The following is a 24,034-nucleotide window of genomic DNA, read 5'->3' as shown; positions in this document are numbered from 1 at the left end:
TAGCGGATTAATGTATCTGCGGCCCAAAGTAGGCACGCGAAAAAAATAAAGATGATACCTGTCATTACATTTCCTAAACAAAAAAGGATAGAAGGACAGAGCTTGGAAAGAACATAATTCAGTAGGATCAGAAAAAGCTAATCACCAAAGAATAAAACAAATAGACTCAAATTTTTACAGCACAAAAATCCTCGTATTGCTTATCGGTCGACAACATTACCACTGGTGCGTATTTCAACTTAAAAGGTCTTATCCAAAAAATCGAATCGCCTACACCGACTGGTATTATGGGGCACAGCCGATCAGATCGTTAACATCGATTCCTCTGAATATTTCGCCTCCAACATTCCGCTCTCAAGGCTGCAATTGATAGAAAAAGCCGGACATTCTCCACAACAACGAGAAGTCCCTGCACAAGTCGCAACCGCCATTATTGAATTCATACAAAGCAGGAAAACTGACATGATCAAATCAACTAAGCACCACCCCCCGCACTGACACAATTCCACAGATGGTATCAGCTCTACGGGGGATAATTGTCAGCTGTTAGAATTAACAATCAATTTAGCCATATTTTGAGGGGCATCAGTAGAAACTCTCTAAGGCGTAATCGTCCATAACGAGTAATAAAATTAAAAAATCGAAGGTCATTTTTTGAGAGGCAACTTATTCCATCATTCAATTGCTTTAGCGTGTGTTTTTCAATCCAAATCAGCCTATCAACCGGGCGATCATTGACTTTTATTTTAGATTATATAAAATAAAGCTCAGCAACAAAGAAAGCCTTTTTTACATTCTCCTACGTTGTTTTATTGATAACACCTCGCTTTGTAGTTTTTAAGTTCTAGTCTTTTTTTACGCTATCTAAGCCCTTAAGGGCAATCTCACATTAAAATTACAGGTTATTATTATGTCTAATAAAGAACAAGGAACTGTTAAATGGTTCAACGAAGCTAAAGGTTTTGGTTTTATTGAGCAAGTATCTGGCCCAGATGTCTTCGTTCACTATAGTGCTATTGCAAGCGAAGGTTTTAAAACTTTAGCTGAAGGCCAAAAAGTAGAATTCACCGTAAGCCAAGGTCAAAAAGGCCCGCAAGCAGACACTATCGTAGCGCTTTAATTTGCTGCGATATTTTAGCTTTGTCAAAGAGCGAATTTAATATTAAAAAATGGTAAACCTTTGCGGGTTTGCCATTTTTTTTGTTAAGCTGAAATGGAGTAAACGTAAAATCAATAAAAGGAGATAATAGTATTAATTCAGAAATACCCAAATACAGCTCTAAAGAGACATTGGTTGAAGCATTTGCAGAACATATTTATGAACATGGATACGTCTGGGAAACTTTTAAATTTTTAGACGAGGGTGGCCGCAGCTCCGGCAAATCTACCGCATGTTCCAGGACTAGGTATATGCTCCAATTTATTGATCAACACAAGGTGGATATACTTGGTCTTCCGCAAGATGCACATTGGTGTATTGGTGGTAATGCATCGTTCGGATATGCTTAATAACAAAAAAAATTTTTCCCATTTGGTAGGTTTCCCAATACTAAATGGCTAAATTAGGTAATTAGGTAATTTAGTTTTTGCACACTATTGGGATAATTTTAGCAAGAGCTATTTAGTGCTTGGTTTCGGGAAAAACGAGCGTGGTACAATAGTCTCTTACGTTAGAAAATAAGCAATTTGGTAGATGTAAAAAGCTGACAAAAAAACAACCATTTGAGTAAGTAGCCTTCATACCGGTGTTATAGTAAATTTATAGATACTTACAACTCGCCTTTGTCATCAAAGCAATTTAGAAACCTATAAATACGTAGCCAATTTGACGTGACCGCTGCCATCTTCACCTCATACCCAGAGTCATCAGTCAAAAAAATCAACTTCTCACGAGTGGTACCTCTTACTCTTTAGTGCATCCAAATACCGAGTTTCATTGTGTGGCTTACCATTTTTCCAGTATCTATAAATGATTCTAATCCATTTAAGAACCTGTTCCCGAACCGCCACTTGATGGATTCTTAGTTTAGAATTTATCCGATCTCATACTAAACTGATACGGATGACGTGGTTTAATGAATACGATAGCCTCTCGCTTGTCTGTATTAAGATAAAGCTATCTACAGAGGGTTGATTGGTCAACATTGAGTTGTTTAGATGTCTTTATTATTGTATCTCTAGCAGGAGAAAAATCGATTGACAACTATTCAGGTGAACGGCTTTTCTATCTATTCAAGTTATGCTCTTATTATCTTAATCTAAGATATATTTGATAATTGAAAATCGGTATTTAGTTAAAAAGCAATACCGATCACCTAAGTGAACGGTATTACAAAAATAGAGGGCTTTATTTATTTGCAGTATATTAATCGTGCTGATTAGGATCCAACAACTTTAGTTTTATTACGTTTATCATGATAAGGAAGATACCCAAAAGCAATGAACTGCGCGCCACTGTAAAACATATAGACTCCAACAGTAGCAATACACAAAACGATTTTTTCAAGTTCTCTTTTCAGATAACGACGATTAGTCATCACCCTGCTATCGGTAGAAACCACTTTCAAATGGAGAAAATACCTTGATAATGAATTCCCCAATAGCTTATAGCAGAGCCAATGATAACCAACATATATACCAATAAACACCAATAACGCGACTACAGACAATAGCAGTAATATTGGCAATGCCATCCAACTTTCAGGAGAAAGGGACAACCCAGCCCCTTTACTAAAATAAGCGACAACACCCAAATAAATATCAATGCCGACTTGAGCAAACATTCTGACGATTGCTAAATCGATCATGAATGAACCTATCCGTCGATATTTGAACCCAATGTTCATTATTTTCCTAAACGTGAGTTAATTTGAGTTTTATAACCCGCAGCTTGTGCACCGTAAATTGCCTGAATACCAGTACCGCCAACTTTAACCAAGGCTTTTGCACCTAGTTGAGTTATCCAATAGTCATTATCTTTAACCAGAGAACCATCTTTCACTGTGATACGCAGACGTGTGATACATGCGTCAACATCGACCACGTTTTCTTTGCCGCCTAGCGCTTCAATCATAGCATCTGCCATTGCAGTGTCACCGCCACTCGCTTTTGCTGCATGAAAATCTTTTTTAGAGATAACCGCAACTGCACTGCCTTTGCGACCAGGCGTTTTAACATCAAATTTAAGGATAAACCAACGGAAAGCAAAAAAGTAAATAAACGCATACACGACACCAACAATTGGAATATAGAACCAGTTATTATTGGCACCCGTTACACCAGGAAGAATACCAAACAAGCTGAAGTCGATAAAGCCGCCACTGAAGGTCATGCCCACTTTAACGTTCAGAGCATCCATTAGTAGAAAACTAATACCCGCTAGAGGTACGTGAATTCCGTAGTAAAGCGCAGGTGCTAAGAACAAGAAGGTAAATTCGATAGGTTCGGTGATACCGGTTAAAAATGCAGTTAATGCGATGGAAAATAGTAGACCACCGGCTGCACGTTTGTTTTTATCATCAGCTAGTGTATACATTGCGTAAGCAGCTGCTGGTAAACCAAACATCATGAATGGAAATTTACCTGTCATAAAGTTTGTAGAAGTGAATTGAGAAAAGTCACCATTAGCAAGTGATGCAAAGAAAATATTCTGTGTTCCCTTAACCAGTTCGCCTGCAATATTGGCAGTGCCACCAATATCAGTCTGCCATAGTGGCAGATAGAAAACGTGGTGAAGACCGATAGGGATCAATGAACGTTCGATAATACCGAAAATGAAAGAAGCAATGTAGCCGTAACCAGATGTTGTCAGGTCACCTAATGCACCGCCAACCCAGCCGAATAGCGCACCGATAAATGGCCAGATAAAAGTTAACGCAATACCGTAGAATAGTGCAGAGAATGCACTCACGATAGGAACAAAACGTGCTCCACCAAAGAAACCTAAGTAGTCTGGCAATGTCACATCATGATATTTATTATGCAGAACAGCAGTGAAAGCACCCGCGATGATACCACCAAATACCCCCATACTTAACGTACCATCAATACCAAGCGTACTGGTTAATAGGCCATTGTATGCCGCACCAAAAAGAACAACGGCACCACCTTTAACTAACCCGCCCACAACCAGTGTTTTAGCAATCGCAACGTTCATCACTAGAAATGAGATTAATGCAGCAATCGCTGCAGCTCCTTTTTCAGCTTTTGCAAAGCCAACTGCAATAGCTAAAGCAAACATAACGGGTAGGTTGGCAAAAACGATACCACCAGCAGCAGTCATAATCTGCAGAAAGCTATTTAACCAAGTACCACTTTGCAGCATTTCAATTTGGTACGCATTTATCATTGTTTCATTGGTGAAACTACCACCAATACCAAGCATTATTCCGGCTGCTGGTAATAAAGCTATCGGCAACATCAGTGCCTGAGATAGCTTGCTAAAAAAACTATTCATTTTATTGCGGTCCTCATTAAGTAATAGAATGTCGAAACCTAACCGCTTCTATGGGATGTGGCTAGATATTGAATGTATGAAAAGGCAAGGAGTATATACCGGACAAAGTTAATTTTCGAGACCAAAGTCTCACTTTATCTTCGTGCAGGCTTGGTTTTTGCGATTAGGATCTCATTTTATCTTCAAGTTAGACTTTATTTTTGTGATTCTGATCTTATTTCATCTTCAGAGTACACTTCACAGGAAATTCTCATAGTCTTTCATTTTGCATTACCTTATTTGACAAGTAGCTAAAATACAACTTACTGATCAATAATGTATTTTAAAATAGTCGCCAATCCCTTCCATTGTGTGAACCCTCCGATTCATATGATTTGATGGTAGCCTCATTGCGAGTTTCTGACTGCATTAGAGGGCTATGGATACCGGTCTTTTAAATACAAAAATTCCACTATAAATAGTGGAATAATGTAAAACGAAAGACCTACTCCTCATGATGAAAATTTAAAGATCATAACTAACCTTTAAACAGACTAAGCTGCTTTGACTAAGGCGTTTTTAGGCTTATGTTGCACCATAGTACTTGCAATCACCAAAGTCGCAGCGCCAATTAATTGCATTTCTGTCATAGCCACACTTAAATATAACCAATTAATAAAAATAGCCGCAACAGGGAAAAACATTTCAGCTAAGGTCGCCCAATGTGCAGGAATCCGCTTTAAACCTTGGTAGTAAAAATACATACCTATTACTCCGGAGAGCAAAGCGAGTATTGCGATCTTTTGTAAAATACTTATCTCTATAGTGGTTATTAATGTTGGCGTCATAAAGGCAAAAGGCAACATACCTAACAAACCAAAACTAAAACGGCCAGCCATTAAATCCACACTGTCTAAACCTTTAGTGCTGAGCTTTTTACCAAATACTGTTGCACAACCCCAACTAACCACTGCAAATAAAGCAAGTCCATAACCCAGTAATGCATTATTGTTATGCTCAATATTGCCCTCTTGAAAGCTAGAGGAGAGACTTTGTAAGTCTGGCCAGATAAGTAGCAGGCTACCTAACAAGGCAAGCCCTAGCCACAAAAAGAAGCGTGGATTTATTTGCTCTTTCAATAGGACACAAGCTAAAGTCACTGCGACTATAGGCTGCAGCTTCTGCAATAAAATAACAACGGTTGGATTAGCAAGATAGAAAGCTTCGGTAAAGGCAAGTGTTCCAAGCGCAGAGCCAAAGACGCCAATAACAATAAATGGCAATAACGTCTGACGACTTAAAAAGTTAGGTTTACGACGCTTAAATACAAAAATACCAATGAGTACAGCAACTAATATTAAGTGTTCAAATAACACTATTTGTTGTGCACTGGAGCCGCTAAAAAGTAAGGGGTAGCGGATTAATGTATCTGCGGCCCAAAGTAGGCACGCGAAAAAAATAAAGATGATACCTGTCATTACATTTCCTAAACAAAAAAGGATAGAAGGACAGAGCTTGGAAAGAACATAATTCAATAGGATCAGAAAAGCTAATCACTAAAAAATAAACAAATAGACTCAAATTTTACAGCACAAAAATTCCCGCATTGCTTATTGAGTGCTTACGAGGTCCTTTATTGCTTTATTAAAGACGGGTATTCAGTCGTCCACTACTTTAAATAACTCACTAAAGTTAGCTAAATAATCAGCGATATTATGACTATTATTAATACGAACATCAGAAATAATGATTCCTATAGTCTGATGACTCTTTAATATCTTTTTAAATCTATTTGCTATCGATCTTCTTCCATCCGGACTATCACCGTCGGCTTTGGCGTCTCACCAAATCTGCTGACCCTGGTTTTATTCAAAAAGTTAAATGAATAAAACCAGGCGCTCGTGGGCTCTTTTACTAAAACATTACATTCTGTAAAAATACCACCGGTGGGGAATTACACCCCGCCCTGAAGTCGAGTTAGTTTAATCACTTTTAAAAAGTATTATTAAACTAGTGACCATTTTAATAATGTTTTTTTTAAAAACAAGCAAAATGACAAAGATCACACTTTATTTCTTCTAGGCATATGAGTAGATTGGCATTGTTAAGAATGTGCGGGTTAGAAATGAAGGGTCATTAGGAGAGTATGATAGTTATAATTCGATACTAAGGGGCTATGGAATCAGGTCTTTTAAATACAAAAATTCCAGTATAAATAGTGAAATAATGCAAAACGAAAGACCTGCCCATTATGGTGTTATTTTGTGAACTCAAATTTTGTTAGCGTGTCTTTTCTGATCTCTGATTTTTCTTGTGCAGATTTTTTATACCATGCCCCACCACCGTAAACAGCCGCTTCCCAAGCACCATAAACTGGATTTGGAATGACGATAAATTTATCTCCAAAGTTAGCTCTATTGTCTTCAACCGCTTGATTTCTGATTGGCATTTTATCGGCATTAAAAGCAGTATCAAAATCAGCTAGGTTATCGCCCATCAGTAAAACTATTCTATAGCCCATTTGAGTAACACTATCTCGACGCATCTATTTTTGTGAGGAGTCAGTTCTAAGCATCATGTGTTTATCGTCAATTTGGGGAAAGCCCAGCGCTTTTAAATTTTCCATTGTGGCTTCTTTTAGATCGATGTTTTTTGCCGGTATCGATTTTCTATTTGTTACATAGAAAACATCACCTTCGGTTTCAACAACGTAATTTAAAAAGTCAACTGCGCCAGGTATAGCGGTTGCACTTTCATCTTCGCCCCAAGCTTTCCATGTGTCATTGCTGTAACCGTAGTCTTTACCGATTAAACCTGCATTGAAAGGACTGTTATCAATAATGGTTTCATCTACATCTACGACAATCGCTTTTTCACCATCCTTTTTATCCATATCCCATCTTAATTTAGCAATGTTGAATGCTTGATAAGAAAGAGCGGTAAACTCTGCTGAATTTTGCAGCCATGAAAGCGCTAATACTGATTCATTATTTAATTCTTTAATTCTTTAATTCTTTAATTCTTTAATTCTTTAGTTCTTTAGTCGTGAATTTACTTTCAACAGCAAAAGATGCCGAAGTTAAAGCAATGATCATTGCAAATCCGAAAAGACTCTTGGAAATATTTTTCATTTTTTCTCCGGTATAGTTTATTTTTAATAAAGCTTCGGTATATAACGATTTATTTAGGTGCCATTAGATAGTGAATCCACTTTAAAACACGAAAATATAGCTTAATTATTGTTTTTATTATGATTTTTTCGGTAAATTTGTAATTATTTTTTGTTTATTGATCGCTTAGATCTTACGTAAAGAAATATTTTTCGAGTTTATTTGCAGGCTATCTATGCGCTTATTAATGACAACTTTAAAGATGGCCCGCTCGGCAGTTTGACAGCTTAAAAATAAAACTGAAGCGGTGGATTACAGCTTCAGTCACTGTGATTTAATTGCCATTATCCGGTATCAATGTCGATCGTTAAACAATGGCTTGAATAAGCCACTGCTGAACACCTATTAGCTCCTTGGTATTAGCAGGAAACTCAATTATCACCTGCTCAATACACGTCTGAACATCCTTTGGTTGATAGGGGACCCCTTGTAATTGCTCAGATAAACGCTCCAATGGAGCCGGATCTAAGCTATCGGTAAAAATTTTAATATCACTGATATGTGCGTTTTCTACATTAAAATGCAACTCTACACCGCCCCACTCAAAACGCTCAGCAAGCGAATAGGTAAATTGCGGCGTTTTACCATAATTCCACTCCCAACTTTTTTGTAGCGCAAATTTATCAGGAAAATCAGGTAGATCAGGCAATTGATCCGGCGAAATATGCTCCACTTCGGCGGTTTAAGAAAAATATCCACAGAAGGATTGAACGATCGCTTTACATACTATCTCATGCTCAATGTCAGGATTAATGGTGTTTAGATTAGCAACCCGAGAACGCACAGAGCTAATACCCTTCGCCTGCAGTTTTTTAGGATCAGGATTAAGATAATGGGCCAATTGGCTCAAATCAGCATTAAGCAGCAGTGTGCCATGATGAAAACCCCGATCAGAGGTTTCTCGGTAAGCCGAGCCTGAAAATTTACGGATCCCGTCAGCATCTTTGATCACCAAATCATTGCGCCCATTTCGCTCTCCGTTAATACCCAATGTCTGCAACGCATCCAAAACAATCTGTGTAGAGACTGCTTTATTGTATTCCGGTTTACCTGCCATAAAGGTAAAGTTAGTATTGCCTAAATCATGGAAAACTGCCCCACCACCACTCTGACGACGCGCTAATTTAATACCATCTTGCTGCATTTTTGCAGTATTACACTCTTTCCATGGATTTTGTCCTCGGCCAATAACAACCGTATTAGCATTACGCCATAAAAAAAGCACACGATGATCAGCCGACATCGAACGGAAAATGCATTCTTCCACTGCGAGATTAAACCAAGGATCATTTGATGTAGAAAATAAGATGCGTGTTTTTGACATGAGCGAATACCTAAAATAATTGCAGATGCGCTAATATAGCAAATGATTTGCTCCCTTTATCCAAGAAATTTTAAGAGACCATTATATTCGCTCAAGTTAAGCTTGTTTATTAAGACTGGCAAACTACCTGAAGATGCCGTTTCAGATTCAGCGCGTTGTCTGGATGCGGAATAAGGTAGAAATGATAAAACGTTTTTTTTGGAGTAGGAAACGCTTATATGAATAATTATATTGCATGGTTTATTCTCATGGAAAATGAAGAGTCTAATAAAAATCGCTATTGGCTTAATGAAGCAATTATCTGAGGCCAACCCCCAAATGGAACAGAGCCCCTGACTTTATTTTAATATGTAAAATAAAGTTAATACGCCAGGGCATTGTGACAAAAGTAAATTTTTCCGTTTTGTTATGGCACTAAATCTTGATAGCGCATTTTTTGTTTCTCGTGCTGCAATCCCATTTTTAAAGAAAACGGAAGGTGGTTCAATCATCAACTATACTTCGAATGCGGCGTGGAATGCAGGGGGTCCTGGAGCTGGAATTTACGGCACATCAAAAGCAGCCGTTCATACATTAACTCGTGCACTTGCTAAAGAGCTAGCGCCTGGTATCCGTGTTAATGCAGTATCACCTGGTACTATTGATACGCCATTCCATGCGCAAATCAAAGAAAGCAAGCCTGAAGTCTTTGCTTCTTGGAAAGACAGTATTATGCTTGGTCGTATAGGTCGACCTGAAGACGTCGCGGGCGTGATCTCCTTCTTAGTAAGTAAAGACGCTGCATTTATCACAGCTGAAACGATTCAAATTGGCGGGGGTCAAGCTTTAGGTATCTAGGCCGATATAGATAGAATAAACATCCTTTTATGCAATATCTAAAATATACTTACCTCATATTTTATGATATTTACCTCTTTTTTCATCGCTATGAGAGAGCGAAAGACTGCCATTAACGCCTATTACTCAACTCTTTTACAAAATTACAGCCGCGCTTTGCTTCAGCTTCCCCCTAAATAATAATGACTCCCAACCCAACAAATAACCAAATCTGGTGATATATTTTTCGCTGCGCCTAAAGAAAACACCCTTTTATAAGCCCACTGGTATTTTCAAACGTGTTAACGTATCTTAAACTAGCAGACAAATTTAAACCTACACTAGGAGTTGAGGATGATTACTTATTTTTACTGGGCTGTTGTTATCGTGATAATGGCTGGATTGGGCTTTCTATTCGGTAAGAACAAGAAATGGAAATCAGCCATGATTGCATGTTCCATTGTATTTTTTATTGGTTTGATGGCTTACTATTTTCATTTTCAGCAACTTTTTGTAAAAAATTATGGGGGCGTGATGTCAATTACTGTACCGAATGGTCACAAACATATTACCGCCACCTGGAAAGACGATAATTTGTGGATCGAAAACTATAATCCAGAAACCAATACCTGCCATTTTAACGAATATTCTAAGGGCAACTTGTTACAGGGGAAAGTGACGATTAAAAATTGTTCTCCCATCGCTTTGAAGCAAAGTGTGCAGGAATCAGCACAATAAAATACTGATGACGTTCTTAATTTTGCAGAAAAGACAGTACGTAAGAAAGACCGGACATTAATACTTTATATTCTTTTAAATCATTATATTAAAGGAAATATCATACTCGAATTAAGCACTCACAAATATGACACAGTGCATCAGTTTAGGTGATATTTTCTTTCTAACCACACAGCGCCAACTGCTCCATAGTAGCGTACAAGCCCGTTAGACACACTGAAATTGATCATAAGCATGGGCTGATTTATTTGTCGAATCGGCATTAACAAGCGCAGATCTAATTAAAGATGAATGATCATACTGACCTTGGTGAAGCAGTTTAAACAGCAAAATTTAACAGGGAAAAAGTTTCCCTGGGTTAGTTTCAAAACACCTCTTTTACGACCTGTCCTAAGAGGATTTATGCAATTAATATTTTGGAGAAAATAAAGATGTCAGAAATAAATAAGTATTCAAAAACAGTGACTTTAGACGAATCACAACCGGCTTCACAGGCCATGCTTTATGCCATTGGTTTAAAAGAAGAGGATATGAAAAAAGCGCAAGTTGGTATTGTTTCGACAGGATGGGAAGGAAATCCATGCAATATGCACTTAAACGAATTTGCTAAAGACGTGAAAAAAAGTGTTACCGCGGCTGATTTGGTGGGATTAATCTTTCACACAATCGGAGTGAGTGATGGTATTTCAAACGGGACTACCGGAATGAAGTACTCTTTAGTGTCACGTGAGATCATTGCTGATTCTATTGAAACGGTTGTGAGTGCGCAATTTTATGATGCGATTGTTGCCATCGTAGGGTGTGATAAAAACATGCCCGGCGCAATGATCGCATTGGCGCGTTTAAATCGTCCGGGAATATTGGTTTATGGCGGCTCTGTAAAAGCTGGAAAATGGAAAGGCGAAGACTTGAATATCGTTTCTGCTTTCGAAGCTTATGGAAAAAAATTACAGGGTGTTATCTCCCATGAAGATTATAAAGGGGTGATTCAAAATGCCATCCCCGGTCCGGGTGCTTGCGGTGGCATGTATACGGCAAATACGATGTCTTCAGCTATTGAAGCTTTAGGAATGAGTTTGCCTTACTCTTCATCTAACCCGGCGGTTAGCGATGAGAAAAAAAGAGAATTAACCACAGTGGGTGAAGCCGTTAAAAACCTGTTGGAAAAAGACATCAAACCAAAAGATATTATGACCAAAAAAGCATTCGAGAATGCCTTAAGAATTATTATGATTTTAGGGGGATCTACCAATGCAACTTTGCATATGATTGCAATGGCGCGAGCCTGTGGTGTTGACCTGAGTTTAAATGATTTCCAAAAGATGGCAGATAAAACACCATTATTGGCAAACTTAAAACCTTCCGGGGAATTCCTAATGCAAGACTTGCATGCAATCGGAGGGATCCCTGCCGTAATGAAATACTTATTAGCTGAAGGTTTATTACATGGGGATTGTTTGACCGTGACAGGTAACACCATTGCCGAAAACTTAGCTGATTTACCCGGCCTTCCTGAAGTTCAGGACATTATCAGACCTTTATCTAACCCCTTGAAAGAAACCGGCCACTTACAGATTCTTTATGGAAACTTGGCACTTGAAGGCTCAGTTGCAAAGATTACAGGTAAAGAAGGCGAAGTATTCGAAGGTCCGGCAAGAGTTTATGAAGATGAATTTTCAGCCATAAAAGGTATCGGAGACGAAGTGCAAAAAGGTGAAGTTATCGTTATCCGTTATTCAGGACCCAAAGGGGCTCCCGGCATGCCAGAAATGCTAAAACCAACGTCAGCGGTAATGGGAGCGGGTCTTGGAAAAGACGTGGCATTAATTACAGATGGCAGATTCTCCGGTGGCTCTCACGGTTTTGTGGTTGGACACGTGACGCCAGAGGCTTCAGAAGGTGGATTGATTGCTTTGGTTGAAAATGGTGACATGATTCGAATTGATGCTGTTACTAACCAATTGGAACTGCAAGTCGATCAGGCTGAAATCGCTAAACGTAAAGCTGCTTGGATAAAGCCTGCTTACCGAGCGACAAATGGTGTGTTAAGAAAGTATATCGCCACGGTAAAATCTGCATCTCTAGGCTGTGTTACCGATGAAATAGACGAACTGTAGCCTCTAAGTAATATTGGTTATTAATTTTTCCATCTCGACAACGCGGGAAGCCTCAGTATCTTAAATAGATGGGATGACTGAGGTATCCCAAAGAGCGAAGATCCGTTACGCACGGTATTCGTAGAAAGCGAGTGGAAATGAAGTAGTTCAACAGGTTAATAGAGCAAAATTTCTCAGTCGATGTATGAACTTAGAACAGGCGCTAATTATTAAAAAGACAAAAAGAAAGACCCGCTGGCTACTAGGTATTTTGCACATAGCATACTGAATAAATGGATAAGTTTAACAGTCACCAAATGGGAACAGGTAAAAAAATTTTTAATTCATTTAAAATACTTATTTGTGATAAGTTAAAGTTTGTTTAGTTTTAAGTCGAATTTAGATGAAATTATTATTTGTCGTTTTAGCATTAACCACTTTTCTAGCTGCTTGTGATAATGATGCTGGAAGAGAAAGAGAAGAGACTATAAGGCATTTAGAGGACGAGCTTGCCATAATTAATAGAGAGCCTGTAAACAGAAATATGCTATTTAGTGCAACGAAGTATGCAACACTTTGTGATTTTAAATACAATATTAATTGGTGTGAAGGATATTTTACAGCAGTTTATGCCAGTATAGAGAATAGTGGTTCTGAAGTTTGTGCCCCGAGACATAAGCGGTCTGACAGAGTTGTTTTTGAATCTGCGTGGACAATTGTAAAGGAATCATTGTCTAGGTTACCTGAAAATTCCAAAGTGAATTTTTATGATTCAACTGTTGCCGCATTAACGAAACGTGACAACTGTGATGACTGATAAGTAACACAAAGTGCTACAGTTAACACCCATTAAACACAGCAAGCCTCAATCATTTCACCACAGAGTAGAAAGTTAAATTTACATTATCTTTTGTTAATACCAGCTCGGACAGCAATAGATACTTACTCCACATAGTGTCTCTGAAAAAAAATCGAACTAACAACTAACAGATTAATAACAATTTAACTAACATCACGATCCAATCAAGCATCGGAAATACAGTGAAAGGATTTCTTGGAAAACTGCTCTCAAACATTGATATCCTTTGTTATATTCGCATGTATTTGTAAGTTGCATACTCTAATACTCATTTGGATATACCGCCATAGAAACTAACTCGCAAACGCACCCACAGCGCCCTACAGAACTAAAAACCACTACTCACGATAATGCTTTTTTTCGGGGAAAATCAAGCATGGCATAGCTGAAATTTGCACTATGAGAGGTACTTAAGGCACCAAGCCGATACTTTTTATCCTCTAACATCAATTTTATCGGCCAATGCTTTAAAAGAATAAAAAGGTTGGATGGCCCGCTTTTCCATTGTTCATGCTTCTAAATCTTTTCTCTTTTTTTCGTATTCTTCTTTGTCTATTTCGCCGTTAGCATAACGTCGTTTGATTATCTCTATTGGGGTTTCTTTTGTTTCTATTCGACCAGATGATTGAGTAGTCATAGATTTCACTAATACAACAATAATTATGATTATGATAATCCAAAAAACAATCATTCCAATACCTCCTCCCCATCCCATCATATCTGGATACCAGTGCATCATGTCCCTTCTCCTTGTTTACTTATGCCATCTAACGGCAAAACTCAACGGCGACAATGGAGCGCAGCAGAATCACCGTCAGGTGCTACTCTTTGATACTATCTTATCTAAATTAATCAGTACAACACCTGTGTACTCAATTAAAATCAATATGTTACATTAAAAATCAGTAAAATAAAGTATCGCGTTTTCACTTCTCCCACATGTATTGTTGGTGTTGCATCATTTGTTGCATCATCATCTGCTGCATGGGCACGTATTGATCCATCATGTACTGCCGCTGTTTCAATTGCTCCGGTGTGAGCTTGGAGTAATGGTCTTCCATATGTCGCCACCCCCTCATCATACGAGGCCCCATTTTAGAACCTTGCATACAGCAGCCTATTCCGCCATCTAGGCTCCACATGTTGTGCATCAACTGCATATTGTTCTGCATTGTTGCCCAGTGTTCCTGAAGTAACTTTTGTCGCTCCAAGGGGTCTTGGGTTTGACGAATATTATCCATCTGCTCCTGCATATTATTCATATATTCCTGCGACTGTGCCATCTGCTTGTCAAAGTCCTGCACGTTAGGTGCAATCTGTTCCACTTGTTCGCTTTTATCTGCGGATTCAGCTGACTGAACCAGAACGGGTATTCCAGAAAACACCGCGATGAATAACACGGTTGTCAAGATCGCCTTTTTCATATTAGTTCACCTCATTTTTGATACACAACACAAGGATAGTATAAAAATACACCACTGCTTATTCTGCAGTCTCCAGACCACATCAATCCATTTTGTGATATAGACGGAAAAACCTGTCTCAGTAATTTCACGATTTAAACAACGTATTAACTTAAAAAAACAATGATATGAACTTAGGTCTGTTGGCACTAGTTAAAAGATAGCGAGGCTTTTATGCGAGCGAGGAGAATTTGAAATAGTGTCATTTCAAAATTTAAAAATTTAAAAATGCCATGGCTATCATTGACGATTTTTTGTTTTTAATTGCTGGTCATCAAGTAGGGAAAAGACAAGGTAGAGTCGAACCTCGAGCAAGAAAACGGAGAGCTTCAGCTTATAGCTTATTGATGTTAGCAAGACATCAGGCCCGAGCTGATGTTTTAAAAAATGGCCATCCATCGAAGCAGAGAAAAAATACAGGAGCCAAGGGTAGAAAAGCTTAATGCGCTGCCATTAATACCTGATAATCATGACCCCTTTCAAAATAAAATACTCTCATGGCCCATGAAATATCAATTTACAATCATGCCTTGGATCTATCTAACTGTTTTATAAGTTTGTTATTATATAATTATTATCAAAAAATGAAATTTTAAATGTGTATTAGTGAGAATGTAGACTCATACACTGTTAGGCATTCTGGATAATCATGCTCGTTTACTATTTCACAAAAGCTGAATTCGCGATTGCGAATCTTAAAAAGGCAGATGGGTGACTGGTGCGTATTGATATCAACATTGTGATTTTTAAGTGTGTATTAATAAGCAACAAATTAGCGGTTCATATATATTTTAATACTTGGTAAAAAGTACCAAGAAATTTGACACACTTGCTTGACCGGAACTTACTAATGGGTGACCCCATAACCCCCGCTGATGATGTTCAAGGTTCCTTTTTGTATTCTGCCCCGTCCAGCGATCTGCAAATCGATAATACAGATTATCTGTTTGCCGTCATCGCTAAATAAAGCAAGCCGCTCAGAAAGTTAGGATATTAATAAAAAAGGTGAAACAGATGCAATCACATTTACGACGACTCAACATAATCATTTTAACTGGAGTATTATTGGCTTTCTGGACATTGTTCGTGTTTGCAGCCGATGCTCAGGACGACATAAAGAAATCTAAGCAGCGCAGAGGGCCAATGCAACCGGCGCCGGCTGCTGTGCCTTATCAGGCTGTCGATCTTATCCTTGGACAGCCAAGCGCAAACTCAGTGATCTTCAGCCTGTTGCGTTATGATCGCGATGCACCGGCTGTATTGTTGTATGGTTTACAGGCAGATACGCTTAACCAGCGTATAGATACTGCGCTCCTTAATAAAGGGATCCCGAGCGAATTACAGTTGAGCTCACTCACTGCAAATACGCAATATTATTATGAATTAAGAGACACAGACGGCAAACAATTGCTGGCTGTTGGCGCTTTTCATACCCAGCGTCCGCCGGGGAGTACGTTTACCTTTACTATCACGGCAGACTCGCATCTAGATAACAATGCCGATACTACACTCTATCGGCGCACCTTAGCGAATGTTGCTGCTGATCACCCCGATTTCCATATCGATCTCGGTGATACCTTTATGACTGGCAAGCATGCCAGTCGGGAAAACGCCACTCAACAGTATCTGGCACAGCGTTTTTACTTTAGCCAACTACGCTCCCCCCTGTTTCTGGTGATTGGCAATCACGATGGTGAAGAGGCTAAGCAGCGGAAAGGAGACTCTGACAATCTCGCCATGTGGGCTGGTGGTATGCGCACGCGTTACTTTCCCAACCCGCAGCCAGATAACTTTTATTCGGGAAATAATCAACCAAAGCCTGATCTTGGTTTGCTAGAGGATTATTATGCTTGGACATGGGGTGATGCCTTGTTTGTTGTGCTTGATCCCTACTGGGAAGCGGCTTCGAGTAAAAACGCGGGGCGTTGGCAACTGTCCCTCGGAGAGCGTCAATATCACTGGCTACAAGAAACGCTGGCTAACAGTCAGGCAAAATATAAAATGGTCTTTGTGCATCAACTGATTGGCGGACAGGATAGCCAAGGCCGAGGCGGCGTATCGGCGGCATCATTTGGCGAATGGGGAGGTAAGAATGCCGATGGCAGCGAGGGATTTAGCTCACACCGATCCGGTTGGAAACTGCCTATCCACCCGATGCTGGTCAAATACGGCGTGAATGCCGTTTTTCATGGTCATGATCATCTCTTTGCAACCCAAGAACTTGATGGCATTGTTTACCAAGAAGTACCACAGCCTGCGCATCTTGGTTTTGCTGCGCCTCGTGATGCGAAGGCTGATGGTTATCTTAGTGGTACTATTCTTGGTGGCTCCGGACACATACGGATCCACGTTTCAGCTAAGGCTATCCGGGTTGAATATGTGCGTGCGGATCTCCCTCGTGACGGTCATACCGATAATAACGAGCAGGTGTTGCATCACTACAGTATTCAGAGCACAGAGTCCCAGCCTAAGCCATGATCGCAATCAGGTCTTTAGTTATAAATTTTTAGAGTAAAAAATCGAAAAAAACGGAACAAATATTTTGATAAATAAATAAAACCGATTCGGCTAGTGTCTTGCTTTCCGTTTACGTTTTTCTTGGCTGAAAAATGACTTTAGCGAAGGAAATCATGGAGCGAATTAAACGCCAGTTCAGGTTTATGAGCAGACTAGGCCTAGATTTCATTCGGCTTGGCTTAGCACATGGATGATGAGAGTTGAGCCGGTGCGTTAAAAAGTTATTGAGCAAACAAGATAAAAAACGTTCGGAACGGTACTGTGAGTTATGCGTCAGCGTAATGGCACGAACAAAACTCTCTTTATTTTTCTTGCTGTTGAGAAGCATAACTCCTTCAAACTGCAAAACTGCGTTTCGGTTTCTCATCGTCTATACACCGTCAGGGCGGAACTCCAACAAAGAAAGTTGAACCAAGCAATCACCAATGGAGGCCTACAAATAATCAGGGCGCTATCAACATTACCATGCGGGCTAAATCTTTTTAAAAAAAGCGAAGCCTTAAAAACAACCTATACAGCATTTGCATTACCACACCGAGCGCGGTCTCTTGATCACAAGTATTCAAGAGACAGCGCAGAGCGTGGGAACGAGGTAATTGAATTATTTAAAGCGCATTTAGAAGCGTCTAAAAGTGAATCTAAAATCAATTAGAAAGTATCTATTGGTAGATTTATTACACATTAAAATAGGTAAAACGGCAGTTTTCTATGAAACTGATAATTTATACCTATTTTAGTGTTTTTTACTGCATCAAAGTAGATTATTGTAACTAACCCACTCAGATATACATCTAACTGAGTCACCATAACTAATCTAATAACGCTTCTTTACCAAAGAACGTATGGTTAATAGTCAGCCAGATTACCAATATAGCTCCGGCACTGATAACCCCTACCGTTCCAATCGTTATAATTTTATCACTCCAATTAAAGGCAATCATCCACATAGAGAATGCTCCGATCATAAAATTGAAAAAAACCATTAATGAAGATGCTGAACCGACATGAGTATTAACCTGCTCGAGAATGAGGTGGTTGCTCGAGGGGCGACTAAGACCAAAACAGAAAGAAGCGATCATCATAGGTGCAGCCAGTCCCCAAACCCCTGGAAAAACTTCTGTTAACATTATTAAACTACTTATCAATATCCCGGAAAACGAAAAAGTTAACATCGTTTTAGTATCAAAATATTTTTTCAGACGTCCACAGGTAAATGCGCCAGACATGATAGATAACGCATTCAAAGCAAAAAAATAGCCGAACATCTGCTCCGATAAACCAAACCGAGTAATATAAATATCTGCGGCACTGCCGATAAATGAATAATGTACGAGAGCTGAAAAAGAAAACAATAATACCAGCCTGATATATTTCTTATTTCTAAACAATTGCAGGTAAATCATACCAACCTGACGAATTTTAGAATTGGATACGGTTTTTAACGACTCCTGCATACGAAACACACCAATCCAAGCGATGCTGCCAAGCATAGCCTGAGCAACAAAGATCCATACCCAAGAAAAATAAGTCATGATCCAACCACCAATAACTGGCGCTAACATAGGTGCCAACGGCATTATCACAGCTACAGTTGCTAGTATTTTTTGCCGTTCGTCACCTTCAAATAAATCTTTAGTAATAGCCAGAGCAAGAGCAGAACCCGCTGCGGCACCAGCCCCTTGAAGAGCACGCAAAACAATCAGGCTTGATACATCATCAGCAAATCCACATAACAGACTTGCAATAATGTAAATGCCAATTCCGATCAACAGCAGCGGCCGGCGGCCAAACCTGTCAGAAAGAGGTCCATAAATTAAAAGACTCACACAATAACCAATAAAAAAAGCGACAAGCGTCAGGTTAATTGTAGCAAGAGGCTCTTGCCACATATCTTTAAGCAGTGGTATTGCCGGAAGATACATATCAGTAGACAAAGGAGGGAAGACCGACAGGAGTGTTATCAGTAATATTAATTTTCTTTTTTTAGCATTTACCATTTTATTTTTCACTATTACAGGTAAAAGAAGGAACAGCCCTTTTTCCGATTTAATCGTTAGCACACTAACTATGAATTTAAAAAATTAACGTTCTAGATTAATAGTGATTTTTTTTACGGTACGCTTTAATAACTCAATATCGTCATTAGAAATACCCTCGGTCATCTGTTTAATATTTGCTTTTGCCAGAGGGATAAGCGAATTTTTTATTTTACGTCCTTTATTGGTCAAATAGACGCGATTTGATCGAGCATCGACTGGATCAGGATGGCGAACTATCAAGTTATTTATTTCCAGTTTTTTAATCAAATTAAGTACAGATACTTTGCTTATCGCACAAAAACCTGCAAGAGTCTGTTGAGTTATACCATCCTGCTCGGCCAAATAGATAAGAAGCATCCACTGTTCTGAAGTAATGTTACAACCACTTTTTGTGAATCGAGCATTTAGCGTCTCTCTCATATATTTTACACAGGTGGACATCATCATCGGAAAAGATTCATCTACAATATATTTATTATCAAAGTCAGTCATATATCAACATTAAAATTAAAGTGTAGTTAGCATGCTAACTATGATTTATTAATGTGTCAATAATTGAGGTTAAAGAAAGTGAGCTATCGTAACTGAGCTGTAATAATTACAAAAATGGATTGGGTAATACGCTGAAAGATCATCTGTTCAAATTGATATTAAATAACAGAAAGCTAAATTAAAAACATCCCTAAAGTGAGATAGAACTCAAGATTCCTTTTCAGCGACAAATAACCAAGGTGGCAGCAACAAGGTAACAACAAAGACGACCTTAATCATGGTTAAAGCTTGTCATTCTACACAGCCTAAAGCTACCGCAGTGTGAGTGTCACCAACTCAAAAACTGAGTAATCATATTGAATCAGCAGTATTGATTCTAATACTGAAGCTATTTAGAAAATTTAGCCGCGTTTTAAGCTGTCTTTATAAAATTTTACTATTTACAAATGAGAAGCCTAAACTTCGACATAGCTTTGCTGAATGAGACACACGATGAGATGAAATAACCTGCTCAAATCAACCTTGACTGGGGTTTTATTCTCCCTATACTCAGCTTTGGTACAAAGGTTACAAAATGCCATTACTACAACGAAGGAGATTAAATATGTCAACCGTTAAAGGTAAAACGAAAGAAGAGGAATTGGCTGCCAGTAAGGAAGCTGTCTCAAGTGCCTACGATAAATTAATAGAGGCTAAAGAACATTTTAGATTGGCTGCAGAAGCGGCTGGTGTCGACATGAAAGAAGAGGCAACCGAACAATTACAGAAAGGTAGGGCCAAAACCGAAGAACTTGGTGAGCAGGCCTCAGTTTTCGTCCGCGAAAAGCCACTGGCGACCTTGAGTATTGCCTTTATTAGCGGTTATGTCCTATCACAATTGTTTTCTCGTAAATGATCGAGAACTCTGAATCAGCAAGCGCAGGTGATAAAGCTGAAAAATCCGAGCAGTTAGAAGATCTGCAACTGTGGGCCAGCTGGCTGCAGCAGGCAGCGACTATAAGCACTGATATTTTTCAATTAGTACAACTTGAATTGCGACTTGCGATTTCCGATAGCAAACGCCTGTTGGTGTTGGCACTGTTGTTTGTGCCAATACTGATACTGTCCTGGATTAGTTTTACTGTGTTGCTGGCCTGGTTGGTTTATCAGATCAATAGCTCAACGACTTGTGGTTTACTCGCTTTTTTTGTTTGTCAGATATTAGCATTACTGGCTATTTTTTGGGGCTGGGGGCATTATAAAAAAAGCCTGAGTTTGCCGCTGACCCGAGAGCATATTCAGCAATTTACCGCGGGGAAGAACCATGACTCGTAAATCCTTGCACCATCAAATTCAAACGGTCAATCAGCGCTTGACCTTACGTCAGGAAAAATTTCACCGCACTAGCGAGCAATCGATCACTGCACTACAAAAAATGCATCCTTATTTATTGATAGGTACAGGTCTGGTTGCCGGGGCAGTCGCGAGTACCATGGGTTGGTACAAGGTTTATACTGCCGCTACTGTTGGTCCCCGTTTTTATTCTTTTCTGATAAGTCGCTTGATGGGTATGAAAAATGATTGATACTGATTTGGAGCCCGTTACCATAAAAAAACCATTAAAGACCTACTTGACTCCGGATAGTACCCCCCGGCGCTCTGCTTTAACGGTGGCCGGTTACTGCTTACTCGCACTGGCACTGCTATATACCCTGTACTTCGCTAAATCGTTGCTAATTCCTATCGTAGTGGCGCTATTTTTTTCGTTATTACTCAGTCCCTTGGTAACATTATTTAAGCGTTTTTATATTCCCAGAGCAGTCTCGGCTATTTTACTACTCACAATGATTGGTGGCCCCGTTACTATATTGGCCATCGAGCTGGCTGGGCCTTCGCAAAAATGGCTGTCAGAACTTCCCCAACTCTCGGCTCATTTGACTGAAGAACTGGATGATATTAGCCTGGCGATGAGCCCTGAAGTCGCTTCGGTGAAGGTAAAATCATTGCCACCTAAAGAAAAAAGTTCCGGTTTATTTGGCTTTTTCAGCAGCGATGCAGAGCCGGAAGCCGCGCAGGAACAAGTCATACAGGAACCAATCACGCCCGGAAAGAGTGCACTATCGGCACGGGTGATGCAAGGAGGAATAGAAATAATTGTCTCGCTTCTGGGGCGCGCACCCGTAGTCATTGCCCAGTTTATTACCTTCATCATTCTGGTGCTGTTTCTACTTATTTTTGGCCCTGGGTTATATAACAATTATCTGCTTATTTTCCCGTCTGGCGCAGATAAACGCCGCTCGGTTGACCTAGTAGGCAAAGTCCAGAAAGAATTATCGCGTTACATCATTACCATTTCCATTATTAACATGGGGCTGGGAATGGTGACTGCCGGCGTATTTTGGTTTATGGGTGTAAACGATGCATTGCTCTGGGGGGCTCTGGTTGCCTTACTTAACTTCGCCCCCTTCGTTGGTCCCATTATCGCTATTGCTATACTCAGCCTTGCAGGTATTTCGCAGTACGGTATGGAGCTTGTTGCTCTGATACCAGCCGGCGTCTTTTTTGGCATCAATCTGCTAGAAGCACAATTTATAACCCCGGCTGTATTGGGCCGTCACATGCGAGTTAACCCGTTGATATTAATCATATGGCTGCTTATCTGGGGCTGGCTTTGGGGACCTATGGGTGTGCTGTTGGCGGTTCCGCTCTTTGTATGTATCAAGCTTGCCACCGGGCAATTGACGAAAATGGCCCCTTGGGTAGCGTTAATCGAGACCAGTGACTGAGCTTGTATCAGTTATGGAGGAAATAAAGAGAAGGTTTACGGAAGCCTGACTATCTTGAAAAACAGCGACTGCAACCCGATAGATAAAATGCTTAAATCCTTGTGGTTATTGCCACCAGCATGTCACAGTAATGACCGCAAGTAATATTGCAATCAGTCACCTTGCTGGAGAAAATATTTCAACGGCTTGGTATTTTGAGCTCAACAGTATTAATCCACCTTGTATAATTTTCCGCTATTTTGGGATGGTTTTAAGCATAAATTATCTGTTAAAATTGTTATTGCCATGATACTGATTTTTGGCGAAAATATAATGCATTACCATCATGCAGTTGAAAAATAACACTCAAAAATTCAACACGCTATAATAGTTAAAAAACCGCAGTAACGAAAGCAAAAATGCTCGCAGGTAAGGTAAGTTTCTGAAAATAGAGAATGAAACCTTTAAAATATTCTGCGTCATTTAGCTAACTGTATCAATTACTTATAACAGAGAAATACATGTCGAAAAAAATTGAAATCGCATTAGAAACAACCATTTTTAAAAGTCGTTGGTTGTTAGCACCCTTTTACGTGGGTTTGATGCTCAGCATTATCTTGTTGTTTGTAAAATTTGTTCAGGAATTTTGGCATATTGCAAGTAATGTCATCTCCATGCAGGAAAGTGACGTGGTGATTGGTATTCTGGCATTGGTTGATTTATCACTGGTGGGTAGTTTACTACTGATGATTATTTTTAGCGGCTACGAAATTTTCATCTCAAAAATTGACCTAGGTGACCATGAAGACCGTCCTGAATGGATGGGAAAAGTTAACTTTTCAGGACTCAAACTGAAAGTCATAGGTGCAATTGTTGCAATCTCAGCAATTGATCTGTTAAAAACGTTTATGAATCTTCCAACCACCCTTTCCAACGAGCAATCAAATTTAGTCATGTGGAAAGTTATTATCCACTTAACATTTGTTGTTTCAGGACTGATCTTTGCTTACATGGATAAAGTAGCCGGCGATACTAAGCACCATTAACCACTACTTCCCCATTCAAAACCAACGCAGTGGCAATTAGCCTGCAGGTAGTCAGTTTTCTTGAGCGTAACGGAGTTGCCAAGCGATTAAGAAAACAGCTACCTGTCATTGATTAGGCTGAAGACATCCCAATAATGCATAAATTTACTGCGCCCTTGTTGTTTCATTACTTGGATTCAAATAATAAGTGCATAACTTGAATAGGTAGAAAAAGCGGTCAGCTGAATATATGCTAATCGCTTTTTCTCCGGCAAGAGATGCAACAATGAAAACATATAAACAACTGACCTATGAG

At 39.4% G+C, this 24,034-nt stretch carries 20 protein-coding genes, 2 pseudogenes and 1 riboswitch; of the genes and pseudogenes, 12 read left to right on the top strand and 10 right to left on the bottom strand.

Going from position 1 to position 24,034, the window contains the following annotated elements; genetic code table 11:
* Positions 1-910 precede the first annotated feature (910 nt).
* On the top strand, positions 911-1,120 hold the full coding sequence (locus ACJAZP_RS17495; RefSeq protein ID WP_415232031.1) for a cold-shock protein: 210 nt from the start codon (positions 911-913) through the stop codon (positions 1,118-1,120).
* Positions 1,121-2,378: 1,258 nt separating this feature from the next.
* Here the strand turns inward: ACJAZP_RS17495 and ACJAZP_RS17490 are convergent.
* The 6 genes and pseudogenes from ACJAZP_RS17490 to ACJAZP_RS17465 all read right to left on the bottom strand — a co-directional run bounded on the left by ACJAZP_RS17490 (position 2,379) and on the right by ACJAZP_RS17465 (position 8,929).
* Positions 2,379-2,846 carry an RDD family protein gene (locus ACJAZP_RS17490; protein WP_415232030.1) on the bottom strand — a complete coding sequence of 156 codons (468 nt, stop codon included), beginning with the start codon at positions 2,844-2,846 and terminating at the stop codon, positions 2,379-2,381.
* Positions 2,846-4,456, bottom strand: coding sequence for a PTS transporter subunit EIIC (locus tag ACJAZP_RS17485; RefSeq protein WP_415232029.1), 1,611 nt, complete (start codon positions 4,454-4,456; stop codon positions 2,846-2,848). The genes ACJAZP_RS17490 and ACJAZP_RS17485 overlap by 1 nt, the downstream gene beginning before the upstream one ends.
* 533 nt (positions 4,457-4,989) lie before the next feature.
* Positions 4,990-5,913 carry a DMT family transporter gene (locus ACJAZP_RS17480; protein WP_415232028.1) on the bottom strand — a complete coding sequence of 308 codons (924 nt, stop codon included), beginning with the start codon at positions 5,911-5,913 and terminating at the stop codon, positions 4,990-4,992.
* A 318-nt stretch (positions 5,914-6,231) separates the two neighbouring features.
* Positions 6,232-6,413: riboswitch (FMN riboswitch) on the bottom strand.
* Between the two features lie 279 nt (positions 6,414-6,692).
* A pseudogene (locus tag ACJAZP_RS17475) lies at positions 6,693-7,397 on the bottom strand (5'-nucleotidase, lipoprotein e(P4) family).
* 515 nt (positions 7,398-7,912) lie between these two features.
* Entirely contained in the window at positions 7,913-8,278 is a 366-nt protein-coding gene (locus ACJAZP_RS17470) for a lipoate protein ligase C-terminal domain-containing protein (RefSeq protein ID WP_415232027.1), read from the bottom strand.
* Between the two features lie 9 nt (positions 8,279-8,287).
* Positions 8,288-8,929: a lipoate--protein ligase gene (locus ACJAZP_RS17465; protein ID WP_415232026.1), complete on the bottom strand. Its 642-nt coding sequence runs from the start codon at positions 8,927-8,929 to the stop codon at positions 8,288-8,290.
* A gap of 396 nt (positions 8,930-9,325) precedes the next feature.
* On the opposite strand from ACJAZP_RS17465, the pseudogene ACJAZP_RS17460 reads away from it, so the two are divergent.
* The 4 genes and pseudogenes from ACJAZP_RS17460 to ACJAZP_RS17445 form a co-directional block, all read left to right on the top strand.
* A pseudogene (locus tag ACJAZP_RS17460) lies at positions 9,326-9,766 on the top strand (SDR family NAD(P)-dependent oxidoreductase); the annotation flags it as partial.
* Between the two features lie 333 nt (positions 9,767-10,099).
* On the top strand, positions 10,100-10,483 hold the full coding sequence (locus tag ACJAZP_RS17455) for a hypothetical protein (protein WP_415232025.1): 384 nt from the start codon (positions 10,100-10,102) through the stop codon (positions 10,481-10,483).
* Between the two features lie 431 nt (positions 10,484-10,914).
* Complete coding sequence (gene ilvD / locus ACJAZP_RS17450) at positions 10,915-12,600, top strand: dihydroxy-acid dehydratase (RefSeq protein ID WP_415232024.1); 1,686 nt, start codon at positions 10,915-10,917, stop codon at positions 12,598-12,600.
* A 382-nt stretch (positions 12,601-12,982) separates the two neighbouring features.
* Complete coding sequence (locus ACJAZP_RS17445; RefSeq protein WP_415232023.1) at positions 12,983-13,396, top strand: hypothetical protein; 414 nt, start codon at positions 12,983-12,985, stop codon at positions 13,394-13,396.
* 550 nt (positions 13,397-13,946) lie between these two features.
* On the opposite strand, the gene ACJAZP_RS17440 is transcribed toward ACJAZP_RS17445, so the two are convergent.
* Both ACJAZP_RS17440 and ACJAZP_RS17435 read right to left on the bottom strand, forming a co-directional pair.
* Complete coding sequence (locus ACJAZP_RS17440) at positions 13,947-14,177, bottom strand: SHOCT domain-containing protein (protein ID WP_415232022.1); 231 nt, start codon at positions 14,175-14,177, stop codon at positions 13,947-13,949.
* A gap of 187 nt (positions 14,178-14,364) precedes the next feature.
* Positions 14,365-14,862, bottom strand: coding sequence for a hypothetical protein (locus tag ACJAZP_RS17435; RefSeq protein WP_415232021.1), 498 nt, complete (start codon positions 14,860-14,862; stop codon positions 14,365-14,367).
* A 1,053-nt stretch (positions 14,863-15,915) separates the two neighbouring features.
* Here ACJAZP_RS17435 and ACJAZP_RS17430 point away from each other — a divergent pair.
* Together ACJAZP_RS17430 and ACJAZP_RS17425 are read left to right on the top strand one after the other, a co-directional pair.
* Entirely contained in the window at positions 15,916-17,379 is a 1,464-nt protein-coding gene (locus ACJAZP_RS17430; RefSeq protein ID WP_415232020.1) for a metallophosphoesterase family protein, read from the top strand.
* A gap of 307 nt (positions 17,380-17,686) precedes the next feature.
* Positions 17,687-18,070 carry a hypothetical protein gene (locus tag ACJAZP_RS17425; protein WP_415232019.1) on the top strand — a complete coding sequence of 128 codons (384 nt, stop codon included), beginning with the start codon at positions 17,687-17,689 and terminating at the stop codon, positions 18,068-18,070.
* 157 nt (positions 18,071-18,227) lie between these two features.
* Here ACJAZP_RS17425 and ACJAZP_RS17420 read toward each other — a convergent pair whose 3' ends face one another.
* A complete protein-coding gene (locus ACJAZP_RS17420) occupies positions 18,228-19,415 on the bottom strand; it encodes a multidrug effflux MFS transporter (protein ID WP_415232018.1) in 1,188 nt (395 codons plus the stop codon).
* An 84-nt stretch (positions 19,416-19,499) separates the two neighbouring features.
* Positions 19,500-19,949, bottom strand: a complete 450-nt coding sequence (locus ACJAZP_RS17415; RefSeq protein WP_415232017.1) for a MarR family winged helix-turn-helix transcriptional regulator — start codon at positions 19,947-19,949, stop codon at positions 19,500-19,502.
* A gap of 604 nt (positions 19,950-20,553) precedes the next feature.
* Between ACJAZP_RS17415 and ACJAZP_RS17410 the strand changes: the two genes are divergently transcribed.
* From ACJAZP_RS17410 to ACJAZP_RS17390, 5 genes are all read left to right on the top strand, one after another.
* Complete coding sequence (locus ACJAZP_RS17410) at positions 20,554-20,844, top strand: hypothetical protein (RefSeq protein ID WP_415232016.1); 291 nt, start codon at positions 20,554-20,556, stop codon at positions 20,842-20,844.
* Positions 20,841-21,263: a phage holin family protein gene (locus tag ACJAZP_RS17405; RefSeq protein WP_415232015.1), complete on the top strand. Its 423-nt coding sequence runs from the start codon at positions 20,841-20,843 to the stop codon at positions 21,261-21,263. Before ACJAZP_RS17410 ends, ACJAZP_RS17405 begins: the two co-directional genes overlap by 4 nt.
* Positions 21,253-21,513 carry a hypothetical protein gene (locus ACJAZP_RS17400; protein WP_415232014.1) on the top strand — a complete coding sequence of 87 codons (261 nt, stop codon included), beginning with the start codon at positions 21,253-21,255 and terminating at the stop codon, positions 21,511-21,513. The genes ACJAZP_RS17405 and ACJAZP_RS17400 overlap by 11 nt, the downstream gene beginning before the upstream one ends.
* Positions 21,506-22,714, top strand: coding sequence for an AI-2E family transporter (locus ACJAZP_RS17395; RefSeq protein WP_415232013.1), 1,209 nt, complete (start codon positions 21,506-21,508; stop codon positions 22,712-22,714). Before ACJAZP_RS17400 ends, ACJAZP_RS17395 begins: the two co-directional genes overlap by 8 nt.
* A gap of 500 nt (positions 22,715-23,214) precedes the next feature.
* A complete protein-coding gene (locus ACJAZP_RS17390; RefSeq protein WP_415232012.1) occupies positions 23,215-23,739 on the top strand; it encodes a TIGR00645 family protein in 525 nt (174 codons plus the stop codon).
* The last annotated feature ends 295 nt before the right edge of the window (positions 23,740-24,034 follow it).

The sequence above is a fragment of the Psychromonas sp. genome, assembly GCF_047632955.1.
Lineage (GTDB): Bacteria > Pseudomonadota > Gammaproteobacteria > Enterobacterales > Psychromonadaceae > Psychromonas.
This window is presented reverse-complemented; position numbering and strand designations above follow the sequence as displayed.

Bases quoted from the DNA above. Each gene is read 5' to 3' on its own strand.
- ACJAZP_RS17425 (WP_415232019.1), top strand. From the start codon at position 17,687: ATGCGTCAGCGTAATGGCACGAACAAAACTCTCTTTATTTTTCTTGCT.
- ACJAZP_RS17410 (WP_415232016.1), top strand. From the start codon at position 20,554: ATGTCAACCGTTAAAGGTAAAACGAAAGAAGAGGAATTGGCTGCCAGT.
- ACJAZP_RS17440 (WP_415232022.1), bottom strand. From the start codon at position 14,177: ATGATGCACTGGTATCCAGATATGATGGGATGGGGAGGAGGTATTGGA.
- ACJAZP_RS17390 (WP_415232012.1), top strand. From the start codon at position 23,215: ATGTCGAAAAAAATTGAAATCGCATTAGAAACAACCATTTTTAAAAGT.
- ACJAZP_RS17430 (WP_415232020.1), top strand. From the start codon at position 15,916: ATGCAATCACATTTACGACGACTCAACATAATCATTTTAACTGGAGTA.
- ACJAZP_RS17415 (WP_415232017.1), bottom strand. From the start codon at position 19,949: ATGACTGACTTTGATAATAAATATATTGTAGATGAATCTTTTCCGATG.
- ACJAZP_RS17480 (WP_415232028.1), bottom strand. From the start codon at position 5,913: ATGACAGGTATCATCTTTATTTTTTTCGCGTGCCTACTTTGGGCCGCA.
- ACJAZP_RS17405 (WP_415232015.1), top strand. From the start codon at position 20,841: ATGATCGAGAACTCTGAATCAGCAAGCGCAGGTGATAAAGCTGAAAAA.
- ACJAZP_RS17445 (WP_415232023.1), top strand. From the start codon at position 12,983: ATGAAATTATTATTTGTCGTTTTAGCATTAACCACTTTTCTAGCTGCT.
- ACJAZP_RS17400 (WP_415232014.1), top strand. From the start codon at position 21,253: ATGACTCGTAAATCCTTGCACCATCAAATTCAAACGGTCAATCAGCGC.
- ACJAZP_RS17485 (WP_415232029.1), bottom strand. From the start codon at position 4,456: ATGAATAGTTTTTTTAGCAAGCTATCTCAGGCACTGATGTTGCCGATA.
- ACJAZP_RS17495 (WP_415232031.1), top strand. From the start codon at position 911: ATGTCTAATAAAGAACAAGGAACTGTTAAATGGTTCAACGAAGCTAAA.
- ACJAZP_RS17455 (WP_415232025.1), top strand. From the start codon at position 10,100: ATGATTACTTATTTTTACTGGGCTGTTGTTATCGTGATAATGGCTGGA.
- ACJAZP_RS17465 (WP_415232026.1), bottom strand. From the start codon at position 8,929: ATGTCAAAAACACGCATCTTATTTTCTACATCAAATGATCCTTGGTTT.
- ACJAZP_RS17435 (WP_415232021.1), bottom strand. From the start codon at position 14,862: ATGAAAAAGGCGATCTTGACAACCGTGTTATTCATCGCGGTGTTTTCT.
- ACJAZP_RS17490 (WP_415232030.1), bottom strand. From the start codon at position 2,846: ATGAACATTGGGTTCAAATATCGACGGATAGGTTCATTCATGATCGAT.
- ACJAZP_RS17395 (WP_415232013.1), top strand. From the start codon at position 21,506: ATGATTGATACTGATTTGGAGCCCGTTACCATAAAAAAACCATTAAAG.
- ilvD (WP_415232024.1), top strand. From the start codon at position 10,915: ATGTCAGAAATAAATAAGTATTCAAAAACAGTGACTTTAGACGAATCA.
- ACJAZP_RS17420 (WP_415232018.1), bottom strand. From the start codon at position 19,415: ATGGTAAATGCTAAAAAAAGAAAATTAATATTACTGATAACACTCCTG.